We start from the raw sequence: 16,005 nt of genomic DNA, 5'->3' as shown, positions 1-16,005 counted from the left end.
TCTATGAAGATATATCTAAAGACTGAAGATGAGATAGAGCTGATGCGCCAGGCCAACCAACTTGTTGGCAAAACGCTTGGCGAATTGGCTAAACATATTAAGCCTGGTATAACGACCCTCCAGTTGGATAAGATAGCGGATGAGTTCATTAGAGATAATGGTGCTATCCCAACTTTCAAGGGTTTCCCCAATCCATATGGAGGGCCGTTTCCTGCCAGCATCTGCACATCGGTGAACGACGTAGTAGTTCATGGCGTGCCCAACGCTGAGACTGTTCTCAAAGAGGGCGACATCATTTCGATCGACTGCGGCACACTGTTGAACGGCTTTAATGGCGATTCGTGTTACACATTCTGTGTGGGCGAGGTTTCCGACGAGGTCAAGCAGCTGTTGAAGACTACCAAGGAGTCGCTTTACAAAGGTATCGAAAGTGCCGTTGCAGGCAAACACCTGGGGGATATCAGCGCTGCAGTGCAGGAGCATTGTGAGGCACAGAAGTACGGCATCGTACGTGAGTTGACCGGTCATGGTATCGGTCGCGAGATGCACGAAGACCCACAGGTGCCTAACTATGGTCGACGTGGCAACGGTATCATGCTGAAAGCTGGTATGTGCTTGGCTATCGAGCCTATGGTAACAATGGGTAACCGAGCCATCTGGATGGATGCTGATCGCTGGACTATCCGTACTCGTGACGGAAAACCTGCTGCTCATTTCGAGCATACCATTGCTGTAAGAAAAGGTCAGGCCGAGATCCTGTCTTCTTTTGAAGAAGTGGAGAAATTAGAAGGTAAGTTATATTAAACATTAAGTATGGCAAAGCAATCCGCTATTGAGCAGGACGGAACAATTGTAGAATCGCTGTCGAATGCGATGTTTCGTGTAGAACTTGAAAATGGGGTCCAGATTATTGCGCATATCTCTGGTAAGATGAGAATGCACTATATCAAGATCCTCCCCGGTGATAAGGTTAAGGTGGAAATGAGCCCCTATGACCTGACAAAGGGACGAATTGTATTCAGATACAAATAAACAATACGAATTAATATGAAGACAAGAGCATCATTGAAGAAGCGTACCCCAGACTGCAAAATCGTACGTCGTAAGGGCCGCCTGTTCGTTATCAACAAGAAGAACCCTAAGTATAAAATGCGTCAGGGTTAATGTTAAAAATGCATAAAATGGCGGAGAATTGAAAAATTCTTCGTACCTTTGCATGCTTTTTAGCAAGAAATGTAATTTTTAGAGTAATTTATTTTTATCTTTTTAATTAACAATGGCAATAAGAATTGTTGGAGTAGATTTGCCCCAGAATAAGCGTGGCGAAATCGCATTGACCTATATCTACGGTATTGGTCGAAGTAGTTCAGCAAAGATATTGGATAAGGCAGGTGTCAGCCGTGACCTGAAGGTTAACGAGTGGACTGACGACCAGGCAGCCAAAATCCGTGAAATTATCGGCGCTGAATTCAAAGTAGAAGGTGATCTCCGTTCAGAGATCCAGTTGAATATCAAGCGACTGATGGATATTGGTTGCTATCGTGGCGTCCGTCATCGTAACGGTCTTCCCGTTCGCGGTCAGAGCACTAAGAATAATGCTCGTACTCGTAAGGGCAAGAAGAAGACTGTTGCTAACAAGAAGAAGGCTACGAAGTAATTCAAAGTTGAACATTTAAGAAATTAGGAATTATGGCAAAGAAAACAGTCACTTCAAAGAAGAGAAACGTGAGAGTAAACGCTATCGGCCAGCTCCACGTACACAGTTCTTTTAATAATATTATTGTATCGCTGGCTAACGACGAGGGTCAGATCATCTCTTGGTCATCAGCTGGTAAGATGGGCTTCCGTGGCTCAAAGAAGAATACTCCTTATGCTGCCCAGATGGCTGCTGAGGATTGCGCTAAGGTTGCTTACGACCTGGGTCTTCGTAAGGTTAAGGCTTATGTTAAGGGTCCTGGTAACGGTCGTGAGTCAGCTATCCGTGCCATTCATGGTGCTGGTATCGAGGTAATGGAGATCATCGATGTAACTCCACTGCCACACAACGGATGTCGTCCTCCAAAGCGTCGTCGCGTATAATTATTAGAAGGATTATTAAGAAGAAACATATTTTATTATTATGGCAAGATATTTAGGACCGAAATCAAAAATTGCGCGTCGTTTTGGTGAGCCCATCTTCGGCGCAGACAAAGTTTTGTCTAGGAGAAACTTCCCTCCTGGACAGCATGGCAACAACCGTCGTCGTAAGATGTCGGAGTATGCAGTCATGCTGGCAGAGAAGCAGAAAGCCAAGTATACCTATGGTGTACTCGAGCGTCAGTTCCGTAATATGTTTGAGAAGGCAGCTAAGGCTGAGGGTATCACTGGTGAGGTTCTGCTGCAGAACCTCGAGAGTCGTCTCGACAACGTAGTATTCCGTCTTGGTATTGCTCCAACTCGCGCTGCTGCTCGTCAGCTCGTAGGTCACAAGCACATTACAGTTGATGGTCAGGTTGTTAATATTCCTTCTTATGCTGTTAAGCCTGGTCAGGTTGTAGCTGTTCGTGAGAAGTCTAAGTCACTTGAGGTTATTGAGGCTGCTCTCGCAGGTTTCAATCACAGCAAGTATCCTTGGATTGAGTGGGATGAGAATGTAAAGGGCGGTAAGTTCCTGCACAAGCCTGAGCGCGCCGACATCCCCGAGAATATTAAGGAGCAGTTAATCGTTGAGTTGTACTCTAAGAACTAAAATCATTTAAATTAATGGCGATATTAGCATTTCAAAAACCCGATAAAGTCGTAATGTTGGAGGCCAACGACAAGTTCGGCAAGTTCGAATTCCGTCCTTTGGAGCCTGGCTTTGGTGTAACCATTGGTAACGCCCTTCGCCGCATTCTGCTTTCATCACTCGAGGGTTATGCTATCAACACCATCCGTATTGCTGGTGTTGAGCATGAATTCTCATCAGTTCCCGGTGTAAAGGAAGATGTAACCAACATTATCTTGAATCTGAAGCAAGTTCGATTCAAGCAAATAGTAGAAGAATTCGAGAACGAGAAAGTAAGTATCACGGTCGAGAATTCTACAGAATTCAAGGCTGGTGATATCAGCAAGTATCTTTCTGGATTTGAAGTGTTAAATCCCGATTTGGTGATTTGTCATTTAGATTCCAAAGCATCGATGCAGATTGATATTACAATCAACAAAGGTCGTGGATATGTACCCGCCGATGAGAATCGCGAATTCTGCACCGACGTGAATGTAATTGCAATCGATTCTATTTACACTCCGATCCGTAACGTCAAGTACGCTGTTGAGCCATATCGTGTTGAACAGAAGACCGACTATGACAAGCTGGTACTCGAAGTTACTACGGACGGTTCCATCCACCCAAAGGATGCACTGAAAGAGGCTGCTAAGATCCTCATCTACCACTTCATGCTGTTCTCTGACGAGAAGATCTCTCTCGAGAGTTCTGAGACTGAGAGCAACCAGGAGTTCGACGAGGAGATCCTGCACATGCGCCAGCTGCTTAAGACTCGTCTCGTTGACATGAACCTCTCGGTTCGTGCACTCAACTGCCTCAAGGCCGCTGATGTTGAGACACTTGGCGATCTGGTACAGTACAACAAGACAGACCTCCTGAAGTTCCGTAACTTTGGTAAGAAATCGCTCACTGAGCTTGATGATTTGCTCGAGAGTCTGAATCTGTCGTTTGGAACTGATATTTCAAAATACAAACTGGACAGAGAGTAATCTCTTGCCCAATAAAAGCAAAAAATAATTATGAGACATAATAAGAAATTTAATCATCTCGGTCGTACTGCATCTCACCGCAGTGCCATGCTCGCTAACATGGCTATCTCGCTGATCATGCACAAAAGAATCACTACGACCGTAGCAAAGGCTAAGGCCCTGAAGAAGTATGTAGAGCCCCTGATCACTAAGGCTAAGGAGGATTCTACCAACTCTCGTCGTGTAGTATTCAGCTACCTCCAGAACAAGGAGGCTATCAAGGAGCTCTTCTCTACTGTAAGTGAGAAGGTTGGCGATCGTCCCGGTGGATACACTCGTATCATCAAGCTCGGTACTCGTCAGGGTGACGCTGCTCAGGTTTGCTTCATCGAGCTCGTTGACTTTGATCCAGAGATGGCAAAGGATACTAAGAAGAAGTCAACCCGTCGTTCACGCAAGGCTGCTCCTAAGGCAGAGGCTGCTGAGGCTCCTGTAGCTGAGGCTCCCGCTACCGAGGCTCCTGCTGAAGAGGCTAAGGCTGAGTAATCGTTAGAATTTTATATTCTAATTATAAAGAATAGGGATTCCCCTACCACAGTGTGGGGGAATTCCTTTTCTTTTTTTCGTATATATGCCTATCTTTGCACCGAAATAATTAATTAGTTAGTTAGATAGGTTATGAAGAAGTTGTTTGTTATGTCGCTTGGTGCCATGCTGCTGCTGAGCAGTTGTGGCACCTACACGGAGACAGGGGCTACCACAGGTGCCTGGTTCGGATCTATCATTGGTTCGGCTATCGGTGGCATTTCGGGCGGTCCACGTGGCAGTGATGTCGGTACGCTGATTGGCATGGCCGGCGGTGCAATTGTTGGTGCAGCTGTAGGACAAGCAGCCGATGAAGCACACCAAAAGAAGATGGAGGAGTATCAGCAGCGCCGTATGGAGCGTGGCAGCGTTCAACGCCAGTCGGATTATGATTACCCGGATGACCGTATCTATATCGACCGCACCCCCGAGGTGTTAGAGATTCGCAGACCGATGCTGATTGACAGTAGTCGCGACCAGGTACTGACACGCGGTGAGGAGGCCAGAATCGTGTTCGAGGTTTTCAATACTACGGATAAGATTCTATACCGCGTACGTCCCAATGTAACAGAAATAAGCGGAAATAAGCATATAGAGGTCTCTGATAACGTTATGATAGAGAGTATAGCCCCAGGCAAGGGCATCAGATATACAGCGCTCGTACGGGCTGATAATGGCTTAAGAGACGGCGAGGCTGTTTTCCGTATAGGTGTTTTTCTAGGTCGTAATGAGATTGTTTCCCAGACAAGGGAGTTCAGGATTCAAACAAGTAAGCGATAGGGTTAATCCTATCGCTTCTTTTTTTCTTTATGCTCCTGCTGTTTCTTTAGTTTCATCTGCTGGTTTAGTTCAACCCAGATTGGTGTGGCGGCATCGCCATCGCTGGTACTTAAGTCGAGCTCTGGCTTGCTGAATACCTCGGCAGGTTTGAACGGGATGACCGACTCGTTAAACTCCTCGACAATCACAGGGGCTATGCCCTGGGCGATGATGCCTAACTCTTTGGCGGCACGATGCGAGAGGTCGATAACGCGACCTTTAACGTACGGACCACGGTCGATGACCTTTACGATAACATGGTTACCATTGGCTGGGTTGGTTACTAGCAGCAGTGTACCGAAAGGGTAGGTGCGGTGGGCGCATGTAAGACTGTCGTGATGCAGTCGCTCACCACTGGCCGTTCGGCGGCCGCTGGAACTCTTAGAATAAAACGAAGCCTTACCGCTCTCGGTTTGCGCCTGAGCGGTAAAGCTTATTATTAGTGTTAGTGTCGTTGCGACTATCTTTATGAATTTGATCATACAATGCCTTCATGCCGAAGCATGGCAGTATAGACCTTGGCTATCGCCGAGCTCTACACGATGCCCTGAGCGAGCATAGCCTTAGCGACCTTCATGAAGCCGGCTACGTTGGCACCCTTTACATAGTTAATGTAGTTGCCTTCCTTACCGTACTTCACGCACTGCTCGTGGATACCACTCATAATCTGGTGCAGACGCTGGTCAACCTCCTCAGCGGTCCAGCTCATGCGCATTGAGTTCTGAGTCATCTCCAAGCCTGATGTGGCTACACCACCGGCGTTAACGGCCTTACCAGGAGCGAACAGCTGACCAGCAGCGATGAACTTGTTGACAGCCTCGGCTGTGCAACCCATGTTAGATACCTCGGCTACGCAGAGTGGCTTGTTGGCCAGGATCATGTCGGCATCAGCACCATTCAACTCGTTCTGAGTAGCACATGGCAGATAGATGTCGGCCTTCTGCTCCCAAGGCTTCTTGCCTGCGAAGAACTTAGAACCCTCGAACTCCTCCTCGTATGGCTGACATACGTCGTTGCCGCTGGCACGGAGCTCCAGCATGTACTCAATCTTCTCGTCGTCGAGACCTGCAGGATCGTAGATGTATCCGTCGGGACCTGAGATGGTGATCACCTTGGCACCCAGCTCGGTAGCCTTCTTGGCGGCACCCCATGCAACGTTACCGAAACCTGACAGAGCTACGGTCTTACCCTTGATGTCGAGTCCGTGAGTCTCCATCATGTGGTGTACAAAGTAGAGTGCACCGTAACCTGTGGCCTCAGGACGCAGGATAGAGCCGCCCCATTCCATACCCTTACCAGTGAGGGTAGCACCATGGAACTGGCTGGTGAGCTTCTTGTACATTCCGAACAGATAACCAATCTCACGACCACCAACGCCGATATCACCGGCAGGTACGTCCATGTCGGGACCAATCACCTTGTACAGCTCGGTCATGAAGGCCTGGCAGAAACGCATAATCTCGGCATCGCTCTTACCGCGGGGAGCAAAGTCAGAACCGCCCTTACCACCACCCATAGGAAGTGTGGTGAGTGCATTCTTGAAGGTCTGCTCGAAACCGAGGAACTTCAGGATACTGAGGTTTACTGATGGGTGGAAACGCAAACCGCCTTTGTAGGGACCGATGGCGCTGTTGAACTGCACACGGTAACCGATGTTTACCTGTACCTCGCCCTTGTCGTCGACCCAGGGCACACGGAAGGTTGTGATACGCTCTGGTTCCACGATGCGCTCTATGATTTTGGCTTTTTCAAACTCGGGGTGCTGGTTGTACACATCCTTAATGCTTTCCAACACCTCTCTTACTGCCTGTAAGTACTCCATTTCGCCTGGATGTTTCTGCTCCAAGGCCTGCATAATTTTCTCAACTTCCATTGTCGTTAAAACGTTTTAAGTTTACATTTTGTTACTAATTGTACTGCAAAAGTAGGAAAATTACCGATACCATCCAAGTAAAAACTCGAAAATTTTTATCGCAAAGTTACATTTTGTTAATTGTGCGCGTTCCCAGGAATTTATGGAAGGCATCTTGGTAGCCATCGGGCACGTGAATAATCTCGTTTCCGATGTAAATACAGTCGTTGCGGTCAACCTTTCTTATTTTGTCAACCGCTATGATATATGATCGGTGTACACGCAGAAATTTTTCGGGGGGTAGCATCTCCTCAACGGCTTTCATCGTGAGGTGGGTGATGAGAGGCTTGCTCTCGCCGTCGAGATAGAACATCACATAATCCTTCATACCATTCACATAGATGATATCGTTGATGGTGATATTACGCAACTCACCATCTACGCGCACGAAGAGGGCGGATGGTTGATGCGTGATGGCTGATGACTGAGGCATGGGCGATTCGCTTTTGGCAAACCACTCCTTGGCCTTCTCTACGGCCACCATGAACTTGTTATAGCGGATGGGCTTGAGCAGGAAATCGAGAGCGCTCACTTCGTAACTCTCAAAGGCATACTCCTTGAAGGCAGTGGTGAACACCACGCGGGTTTCGGCTGGAATCATGTGGGCCAGCTCCATGCCGTTCAGGTCGGGCATCTGTATGTCGAGGAACAGCAGGTTGGGCTTCTGCTCCTTGACGGCGTTGATGGCCTCTACCGAGTCGGTGAAACTACCCAGCAGTTCCAAGTCGGGGGTCTTCGCTACAAACGATTCCATCAGCTTTACGGCCAGTGGCTCATCGTCGACGATAATACAGGTTAATGGCATATCTAATGTTCAATTTTCAATGTTATCTTCACGTGATAGATGTCGCCTTCGAGTGATTGCTCCCAGGTATAATGGCCTTTGTACATCAGGTCGAGGCGGCGACGGGTGTTTTCCAATCCGATACCCGAACCGCTACGGTCGGCATCATCCTTGGGGAAGTTGGTGTTGTCGCAGTTGAATATCAGTTCGTCAGTGTTCTGCAGCAGTCGGATGTCGATCTTCGACGGACGGTTACTGCTCACACCATGTTTAAAGGCATTCTCAACCAACGAGATAAACAGCAGTGGGGCTATCTCCATGGTCTGTTTTACATCGAACGAAGTGGTTACCTCGGTCTTCTCGTTACAGCGCAGCTTCATCAGTTCGATGTAGTTACGCATAAACTCCACCTCGCCCTCGATAGGTACCATTTTTTTGTTCGTCTCGTACATGGCGTAGCGCAGCAGGTCGCTCAGCTGTGCAATGGCATCTTGTGCAGCATCGGCATCAATCTGGCAGAGACTGGAGATGTTGTTGAGTGTATTAAATAAGAAATGTGGGTTTATCTGATTCTTCAACCATGCCAGTTCGGCCTCGGTGTTCTTTGCTTTCTCTTCCTTGAGCTGCTGCTTGATCTGTCGGATACGCATAAAGTGACGGATGCCGATGGCAATGGCGCCTACGAAGCAGTTGAGCAGCATAAACATCAACATGCCAGCAAAGATACCTATCCACATGTTTGGTGTCATCGTTATCTCATGCGGAATACGGTCACGATGGAACCATAGCATGAAGAACTGACTGTTCATCAGTAGGATAGTGAGCAGGTTGCACAGTGCGAACCACCAGAACCTGCGGCGGAAAAACAGGAATGGACCGAACAGGTAGAAGTTGATGAAATAGATTACGAAGGGCGAGTGTAGAATGCCCCAAACCACAAAGAACGATGTCTTTGTGGCGTGTAGATCTTGCGTGCTAAGGAATGTGGCCAGTGGCATTGCCAATACGATGATGGCCCATACGCCAAGCTGTGTCAGTAGTAACCAGATGTCTTTTTTCTCTATCTTCTTCATAACGCTTGCAAATATATGAAATAATTTAGAATAAAGCGCCCTTTTTTGTAAAAAGAACGCTTTATTCCATCTTTTTCTTACATATCGCTGCCAATGCTGTTCAACATCTCACCCTGCGACTGCTGCTCGATGAAGTCGTTCTGTACGCGGCTCTGGTGCTGCTTCTGCGACATTCTTGAGTTACCGAAGGTGTAGCTAACGGTGAAGGTTACGCCGTAGATGGGCACCTTGATGCTGGTGTTGCTGGTGAAGTCCTTACCGCGGCTTGAGGTATTAATATTGATGTTTCCGCCCTTGTTCAGGCCCATCATACCCGATACACTCAGGTTCAGCTTATCTTTGAGCAGCGACTTTGACAGGCTGGCTGTTACCAGATTGAATCCGCCACTGTAGCCCTGCAGTGTGTAGCTCTTGGTAGAGGTGATGGCAAAGGCACTCAGCTTCAGGTTCCAAGGCAGTGTCTGCTGTATGCCGGCCATGATGTTGGCTGTCCATCCGCTATTTTTCTGGTCGAGGGCTGTACTGCGCAGGTCGGTGTAGTTCAGACCGCCGTTGAAGAAGATACGGGTATCCTTTGTGAGCAGGTAGTTAACATAGCCGCTCAAACCAGTCTGATGACTCTTTACAACGTTGCCGTAGGTGGTGTTCAACAGGTTGTCGTTATCGTAGAAGCTGTACTGCGAGATGGCGTTATCTACAAAGTTGTGATGCAGGTTCAGGTTCACCATCAGCTTAGATGTAAAGGCATTGTAAACCAGCGATACGTTATGAGCCTTCTCTACATCCAGGTCGGGGTTACCGTAGCTTAGAGCAATGGGGTTGGTCTTATCAACGTATGGGTTCAGGTAAGAGATACCGGGGCGCGAGATGCGCATGTTGTAGGTAAGACCGAGGTTAGAACCCTGCGAGATGGTGTACTGCATGCTGGCTGTAGGAACCAGACTACCATAACTGGTACTGAAGTCCTGACCGTTGCCCAGGTGATACTCTACATCCTGCCAGGTGTACTCGTAGCGCAGACCAGCCTTGAGACCGAACTTACCAAAGTTGCCTACATACTCGCCGTAACCGGCCAGGATGGAGTTCTTGTACTCGTAGTCGGAGCTTGAATTGGGATCGTAGGTGCCCTTCAGATAGTACTTGGCATCCGATGTGGCATCGTGCAGCTGCAGTTTGCTACCCACACTCAGTGTCTGACCCTGTGCCAGCGGCATGGTGTAGTCGAGCTGGAAGATGTGGTTGGTGGTCTTGTCCTTATTCTCCGAGTAGCGGTTGGTCAGGTCGATGATGCTCGATGTAGTACCAAAGTTGTTGGTCATCTCGGTGGTGGCTGGACTGTAGTTCAGTTGGTAGGTGAGTGCCAGACTCTGGGTGTGCTCCTTGTTGAAGAAGCGCTGGTAGTCGATGCTTCCACTGAACGAGGTGCGCGAGTTCTTCATATCGGTGGTACTTCCGTAGCTGAATCCATCGCCATATGCTGCGCCACCCATGGTGGTGTAAGTAGTACCTGTACTTTTCATGTTCATGGTGTTTACCTGTGCAGTCAGGTTCAGAACACTCATCGAGTCGAGCTGATAACCTAAGGTCAGACTTCCCATGGTGAATGGGGTCTTCACGTCGTTGCTCGACGTCATCAGTTGTGTGGTACCATTATCCTGTATCTGCTCCATCTCGGTGGTGGTATTACCAGGCTTGTTGTAGCTGGTCATCACGTTGGCGCTATAACTCAACTTTCCCTGCTGTCCGTTCAGGAACAGACTTCCGCCCAACTGCTTGTTGCCAGCCGATGCACGTACTGTTCCGTTATAGCCGTTCATGCTCTGTGCGGCCTGTAGGTTCTGCTTGTTCATTACAATGTTCAGTACACCTGCGGCACCCTCGGCATCGTACTTGGCGCCAGGGTTGGTCATCACCTCGATGCTCTTAACGGCTGAGGCTGGCATGCTCTTGAATACCATCGATGGATTGCTCGAGAACATTACGTTGGGCATACCATCTACATATACCTTGAATGATGACGAGCCGTTTACGGTGATGTTATCCTGTCCGTCGACAGTTACCATGGGCACCTTACGCAGCATATCCAGTACGGTATTCGATTTTGAATCCTCGTCCTCGGCTACGTTGTAACTCATCTTGTCAACCTCCATTTTTACCAATGGCTTCTGGGCTACTACCTCAACGCCTTTCAGCATGGTCTCGTTCTCCTTCATAAAAATGGTGCCCAGATCGAGTGGTGTTTCTTTTCCCAGTTCGATGCTCTGGCGCAGCTCTTCCTTACCTACGCTGCTGAATACGATGTCGAACTTACCCTTACCTTTTACCTCCTGCTGGAAGCGACCGTTCTCGTCGGTGATAAACATGGCGATAGGCTTATCGCTCTTGCCTGCCTTAAACACGCGTACGGTGGCAAATGGTTCGCCCTCGTTCAGGGTCTTGTCCATCAGCACACCACTTACGGTGGTCTTCTGTGCCATTACTACTGCTGAGAGTGTCAGCATCATTGTTACCAGGAAAAATCTAATCTGTTTCATACCTTTTATATTTTTAATTTTTACATTCTTGAATTTTTAAATTTTTCTGCTGCAAAGGTATGAAAAATGGGGGCAAGCGTGAAATCTCTTTCGACGTTTACCCCCATGTGTTTCGACGTTTGCCGTCGGCTTATATCTTTTCGAGTGCCTGCTTGATGTCGTCCAGGATATCCTCTACATCCTCGATACCTACTGAAAGACGGATCAAGTCAGGTGCTACACCAGCCTCGCGCAGCTGCTCATCGCTGAGCTGACGGTGGGTGTGACTGGCGGGATGCAGCACACAGGTGCGGGCATCGGCCACGTGGGTCACGATGTTGATCATCTCCAGCGAGTCCATCCATTTAATGGCTGTCTCGCGAGTACCCTTCAGTCCGAAGGCGATTACGCCGCAGCTGCCGTTGGGCAGATACTTCTGTCCGCGCTCATAGTTGGCATCGGTGGGCAGTCCGCAGTAGTGTACCCAAGCCACTTTGTCGTTGGCGTTCAGGAACTCGGCTACCTTCTGTGCATTCTTGCAGTGCTGGGCCATGCGCAGGTGCAATGTCTGCAAGCCCATGTTCAGCAGGAACGAGTTCTGTGGGGCTGGGATAGAGCCCAGGTCGCGCATCAGCTGAGCCACCAGTTTGGTCGTGTAGCCCATCTTGCCAAAGGCCTTTACGTAGGTAAGTCCGTGGTAGCTCTCATCAGGTGTACATAGTCCAGGGAACTTCTCGGCATGAGCCAACCAGTCGAAGTTACCGCTGTCCACTACACAACCGCCAACCTGTGTGGCCAGTCCATCCATATACTTGGTAGTGCTGTGGGTTACGATATCGGCACCCCACTCAAAGGGACGGCAGTTTACTGGTGTGGCAAAAGTGTTATCCACAATCAGGGGGACACCGTTCTTGTGGGCAATCTTAGCGAATTTTTCGATATCCAATACGGCACAGCCAGGGTTCGAGATAGTCTCGCCAAACAGCGCTTTGGTGTTGGGGCGGAAAGCAGCCTGAATCTCCTCTTCGCTGGCATCGGGACTAACAAAGGTGCACTCGATACCAAGCTTCTTCAGTGTTACGCCAAACAGGTTAAAGGTGCCACCGTATATCTCGTTCGATGTGACGATGTGGTCGCCAGCCTCGCAGATGTTGAATACAGCGTAGAAGTTAGCTGCCTGCCCTGATGAGGTGAGCACAGCGCCTACACCGCCTTCGAGTGTGCAGATCTTAGCTGCTACCGCATCGTTGGTGGGATTCTGCAGGCGGGTATAGAAATAGCCCTCCTTCTCCAGGTCGAACAACTTTGCCATCTCCTCAGAGTCGTCGTACTTAAATGTAGTGCTCTGAATGATGGGCAACTCAATTGGTTCTCCGTTCTTGGCCTTGTAGCCGGCCTGTACACAAAGCGTACCTTGTCTTAATTTCTTAGCCATTTTAATGTTTTGTTTTACAATTTGCCGGCAAAAGTACAAAAAAGATGGCAATATGCCAAATTTTGGGCGTTTTTCTTGCGTAAATTGAAAGAATTGTTTATCTTTGCAACAGAAACATGTCCCCGTGACTATCTATTAACTCTATGACGAAAACAATTGTACCACCACCGTTTCTAATACCGGGTGATAAGGTCGCATTGGTGTCGCCTGCCTATAGGGTAGATGAGGCAGTGATAGCCGAAGCCGCAGCTGTTATCGAGAGCTGGGGCTTACAACCTGTTGTCGGTCCTCATACCAACTGTTTGAATGCAGATGTGTATGCAGGTACAGCCGATGAACGTGCAGCCGATATGATGTGGGCACTGCAGGATGATAGCATCAAAGCCATCATCTGTAGTCGGGGAGGTTACGGCTCTATCCATCTGCTTAACCGTATCAGTAGGGAGAGTTATCGAAAGCACCCCAAGTGGCTGGTGGGGCATGGCGATATTACCACATTGCTATATGCTGAGGCTGGGGCAGGGGTAATGAGCATGCACGGACCGATGGCATTCCAGTTGGCTGGTAATTTGGAACCCTGCTCTACGCTGATGCGCAATATGCTGTTTGGAATGGTTCCGCTTTTTAAGGTGCCCGGTAATCCACACAACCAGTGCGGTCATGGCGAAGGTATATTGATAGGTGGAAATCTATCAAGCTATTCGGCCATCGCAGGTTCAAAGTTCAACCTGCCCGATGATCAGGATATTATTTTGTTTCTTGAGGAGATGGAGGAGTCGTTGCATGATATCGACCGTTTGTTCTATATGTTGCGATTGCAGTTAGATTTTTCGCGTGTAAAAGGTATTATTTTTGGTACCTTCAGTTCTATTAGGTTCGATATTCAGTACGATAGCGTTGAGCAGATGCTTATTGCGCATCTTAATGATCTTGATATTCCTATCGCCTGCGGACTGCCCTTTGGTGCTAACAGTTGCATGCCGCTGTATGTAGGAGCTACTTGTACGCTTGATGTAACCCCCGATGGAACCATTCTTGCCTTTGATGTTGAGGGCGACGTACAAACTGTTGAAGTGGCACCTGCCGCTCAACAACTTGTGAAATCACAGAAAGATTAAACTATTACCACAGGTAGTCTTCAACCTCCCCGTCGTACTTGATGGGGCCTTCCCAGTTGTTGGCACGCATAACCTGTTCTATCACTTTTTGCTGGTCGGGCGTAATCAGGCGTTCGCCTTTACGCATCTGGAAATACTGCTTGCGTCCGAACTTGGCAATTAGCTGTCGGCGTATCTTAAACTCCAGGTGCCAAGGCATGTCGTAATACATGTTGGTAAAGCCTTTCTTCTTGATAACACGTATATCTTCGCGATACAACGGACAACTGTCGCTTCCCATCAGTGGGTTATGCGGGTTAACTGCCAGATATGTTTCTCTACTGGTATCGGCATAACGGCCTACCATCCATCTTAAACAGTGCCTGTGCAACGGGCAACTGTCGATAAAACATATAGTATAGTGGTCAACTTTATCTTTCATGTGGCAAATATACAAATAAATACCGAATGTGCACCACTTTTTGCAATTATTTTTCTATCTTTGCGGCATGATTATGAAAAAAATAACTATAAACCTAATGGTTTTGCTGTTGTGCGCGGTTACGGCAACGGCACAAGAGAGTAGTGAACTGGTGGTTAGCACCAAGAGTGGAAAGGTGAGCGGCATTGTGCAGGAGGGTACGATGGCGTGGCTGGGTATTCCCTATGCCAAGGTGGAACGACTGATGCCGCCACTGCCTGTGGATAAGTGGAAGGGCATACGTGAGTGCGACCACTGGGGACCGCAGGTGATGCAGCAGACGTGGGGGCAGCACCTCTCTGAGAATGAGATGTCGGAGAAGAACTCCTGCGTGCTGAATGTTTGGAGCACCGACCTGAAAGCTCGTAAGCCTGTGATGCTGTGGCTGCATGGCGGCGGTTTCGATTCGGGCACGTCGGCCTGGAATCCAGGTATGCAGTTGGCTAAGAAGGATGTGGTAGTGGTAAGCATCAACCACCGTTTGAACATCCTGGGCTTTCTCGACCTCTCGGCAGTATCCAAGAAATACGAATACTCGGGTAATGTAGGCATGCTGGATGTGGTGCAGGCCTTGGAGTGGATTCGTGATAATATATCCAATTTTGGTGGCGACCCTAAGAACGTAACCGTGTTCGGTGAGTCGGGTGGTGGCGGTAAGGTAGGCACGCTGATGTGTATGCCTCAGGCCAAAGGCTTATTCCACAAAGCCATTATTATGAGTGGTACCATCCTGAACGTGAACAACCACGAGATAACACAGACACTCGGCAAGGCTGTGCTGAAGGAGCTTGGCATCAGCGAGGACGAAGTGGATAAAATAAAAGATGTGCCTTACCAGCAGTTATATGATGCCGGTCAACGTGCGATGGCTGCCAGTATCGGTACCCGTAAACCGGGCACACCTATGATGTGGGGCTTCGGTCCAACACCCGATGGAAAGGTGTTGTTGCAGCAACCTTTCCAGCCTACATTCGCCCAGATATCAGACGATATCCCCGTAATGATTGGTACCACCTTTAACGAGTTGCAGCGTCTGCGTTACGATCAGCCCATGACCGAGGATGAGGCTCGTGAGCAGTTGAAGGCTACCTTTGGCGATGATACCGATGCTTATATCGCAGCCTTTGCCAAGGCACATCCCGACTATGTGCCACAGGATTTGCTGTGTATCGACTGGCTGTTCCGTCCTAAAACACTGATTACCGCCGACGCCATGACCAAGAGTCGCAAGGCGCCTACCTATATGTATATGTTTACCTGGCGATCGCCTGTAAACAAGGGTTCGGTACATGGTCACGAGTTGAAGTTCTGTTTCAACACCCTGCACCAGTCGCCTAATGAGTTGCCACAGCCATCGGCTCAGGATCTGCAGTTAGCTGATAAGATGAGCAGTGCTTGGGCACAGTTTGCCCATACTGGTAATCCAAATATCAAAGGCTTACCAGGCTGGCATCCTTATTCGGCTGTGAATGGCGAGCTGATGGTGTTCGATTATCGTTGCTATATCCGCAACAATCCCGACCGCCAGTTGCAGCAAATAATCAACCGCCACTGCTTTAAGCAGTTAGACGCGTTTAAACAATCGCACTAAA

At 48.6% G+C, this 16,005-nt stretch carries 18 protein-coding genes; 11 read left to right on the top strand and 7 right to left on the bottom strand.

Features of this window, described 5'->3' with window-relative positions; all coding sequences use genetic code 11:
- Window positions 1–3: 3 nt before the first annotated feature.
- From map to BLU97_RS12725, 9 genes are all read left to right on the top strand, one after another.
- Window positions 4–804 carry a type I methionyl aminopeptidase gene (gene map, locus BLU97_RS12765; protein ID WP_013064374.1) on the top strand — a complete coding sequence of 267 codons (801 nt, stop codon included), beginning with the start codon at window positions 4–6 and terminating at the stop codon, window positions 802–804.
- 9 nt (window positions 805–813) lie between these two features.
- The gene (infA, locus tag BLU97_RS12760; RefSeq protein WP_004341775.1) at window positions 814–1,032 is read left to right on the top strand and encodes a translation initiation factor IF-1; all 219 of its coding nucleotides are present in this window, start codon (window positions 814–816) and stop codon (window positions 1,030–1,032) included.
- Window positions 1,033–1,047: 15 nt separating this feature from the next.
- Complete coding sequence (rpmJ, locus tag BLU97_RS12755) at window positions 1,048–1,164, top strand: 50S ribosomal protein L36 (protein WP_009160995.1); 117 nt, start codon at window positions 1,048–1,050, stop codon at window positions 1,162–1,164.
- 112 nt (window positions 1,165–1,276) lie between these two features.
- Window positions 1,277–1,657, top strand: a complete 381-nt coding sequence (rpsM, locus tag BLU97_RS12750; RefSeq protein ID WP_013065210.1) for a 30S ribosomal protein S13 — start codon at window positions 1,277–1,279, stop codon at window positions 1,655–1,657.
- 32 nt (window positions 1,658–1,689) lie between these two features.
- Entirely contained in the window at window positions 1,690–2,079 is a 390-nt protein-coding gene (rpsK, locus tag BLU97_RS12745) for a 30S ribosomal protein S11 (protein ID WP_013063216.1), read from the top strand.
- Between the two features lie 40 nt (window positions 2,080–2,119).
- Entirely contained in the window at window positions 2,120–2,728 is a 609-nt protein-coding gene (gene rpsD, locus BLU97_RS12740) for a 30S ribosomal protein S4 (RefSeq protein ID WP_013064747.1), read from the top strand.
- A 14-nt stretch (window positions 2,729–2,742) separates the two neighbouring features.
- Window positions 2,743–3,735: a DNA-directed RNA polymerase subunit alpha gene (locus BLU97_RS12735; protein ID WP_013064365.1), complete on the top strand. Its 993-nt coding sequence runs from the start codon at window positions 2,743–2,745 to the stop codon at window positions 3,733–3,735.
- Between the two features lie 30 nt (window positions 3,736–3,765).
- Window positions 3,766–4,260, top strand: a complete 495-nt coding sequence (rplQ, locus tag BLU97_RS12730; RefSeq protein WP_013065636.1) for a 50S ribosomal protein L17 — start codon at window positions 3,766–3,768, stop codon at window positions 4,258–4,260.
- A gap of 132 nt (window positions 4,261–4,392) precedes the next feature.
- Window positions 4,393–5,079 carry a glycine zipper domain-containing protein gene (locus BLU97_RS12725; protein ID WP_028906924.1) on the top strand — a complete coding sequence of 229 codons (687 nt, stop codon included), beginning with the start codon at window positions 4,393–4,395 and terminating at the stop codon, window positions 5,077–5,079.
- 8 nt (window positions 5,080–5,087) lie between these two features.
- Here the strand turns inward: BLU97_RS12725 and BLU97_RS12720 are convergent, their stop codons facing one another.
- The 6 genes from BLU97_RS12720 to BLU97_RS12695 all read right to left on the bottom strand — a co-directional run bounded on the left by BLU97_RS12720 (window position 5,088) and on the right by BLU97_RS12695 (window position 12,835).
- A complete protein-coding gene (locus BLU97_RS12720; protein ID WP_074761919.1) occupies window positions 5,088–5,600 on the bottom strand; it encodes a septal ring lytic transglycosylase RlpA family protein in 513 nt (170 codons plus the stop codon).
- A 53-nt stretch (window positions 5,601–5,653) separates the two neighbouring features.
- Window positions 5,654–6,991: an NADP-specific glutamate dehydrogenase gene (gene gdhA / locus BLU97_RS12715; RefSeq protein WP_074761918.1), complete on the bottom strand. Its 1,338-nt coding sequence runs from the start codon at window positions 6,989–6,991 to the stop codon at window positions 5,654–5,656.
- Window positions 6,992–7,097: 106 nt separating this feature from the next.
- Entirely contained in the window at window positions 7,098–7,835 is a 738-nt protein-coding gene (locus BLU97_RS12710) for a LytR/AlgR family response regulator transcription factor (RefSeq protein WP_028906927.1), read from the bottom strand.
- A gap of 2 nt (window positions 7,836–7,837) precedes the next feature.
- Window positions 7,838–8,887, bottom strand: a complete 1,050-nt coding sequence (locus BLU97_RS12705) for a sensor histidine kinase (RefSeq protein ID WP_074761917.1) — start codon at window positions 8,885–8,887, stop codon at window positions 7,838–7,840.
- A 77-nt stretch (window positions 8,888–8,964) separates the two neighbouring features.
- Entirely contained in the window at window positions 8,965–11,421 is a 2,457-nt protein-coding gene (locus BLU97_RS12700; RefSeq protein ID WP_074761916.1) for an outer membrane beta-barrel family protein, read from the bottom strand.
- A gap of 130 nt (window positions 11,422–11,551) precedes the next feature.
- Window positions 11,552–12,835 carry an O-acetylhomoserine aminocarboxypropyltransferase/cysteine synthase family protein gene (locus tag BLU97_RS12695; RefSeq protein ID WP_074761915.1) on the bottom strand — a complete coding sequence of 428 codons (1,284 nt, stop codon included), beginning with the start codon at window positions 12,833–12,835 and terminating at the stop codon, window positions 11,552–11,554.
- A 143-nt stretch (window positions 12,836–12,978) separates the two neighbouring features.
- Between BLU97_RS12695 and BLU97_RS12690 the strand changes: the two genes are divergently transcribed.
- Complete coding sequence (locus BLU97_RS12690; RefSeq protein ID WP_081353027.1) at window positions 12,979–13,953, top strand: LD-carboxypeptidase; 975 nt, start codon at window positions 12,979–12,981, stop codon at window positions 13,951–13,953.
- 4 nt (window positions 13,954–13,957) lie between these two features.
- Here BLU97_RS12690 and BLU97_RS12685 read toward each other — a convergent pair whose 3' ends face one another.
- The gene (locus BLU97_RS12685) at window positions 13,958–14,374 is read right to left on the bottom strand and encodes a DUF6078 family protein (RefSeq protein WP_139209027.1); all 417 of its coding nucleotides are present in this window, start codon (window positions 14,372–14,374) and stop codon (window positions 13,958–13,960) included.
- 73 nt (window positions 14,375–14,447) lie between these two features.
- Here BLU97_RS12685 and BLU97_RS12680 point away from each other — a divergent pair, with 73 nt between their 5' ends.
- A complete protein-coding gene (locus tag BLU97_RS12680) occupies window positions 14,448–16,004 on the top strand; it encodes a carboxylesterase/lipase family protein (protein ID WP_074762072.1) in 1,557 nt (518 codons plus the stop codon).
- The last annotated feature ends 1 nt before the right edge of the window (window position 16,005 follow it).

This window comes from Xylanibacter ruminicola (assembly GCF_900107775.1).
Lineage (GTDB): Bacteria > Bacteroidota > Bacteroidia > Bacteroidales > Bacteroidaceae > Prevotella > Prevotella ruminicola_C.
Note: the sequence above shows the minus strand (reverse complement) of the source record. Positions and strands in the feature narration are given on the sequence as shown.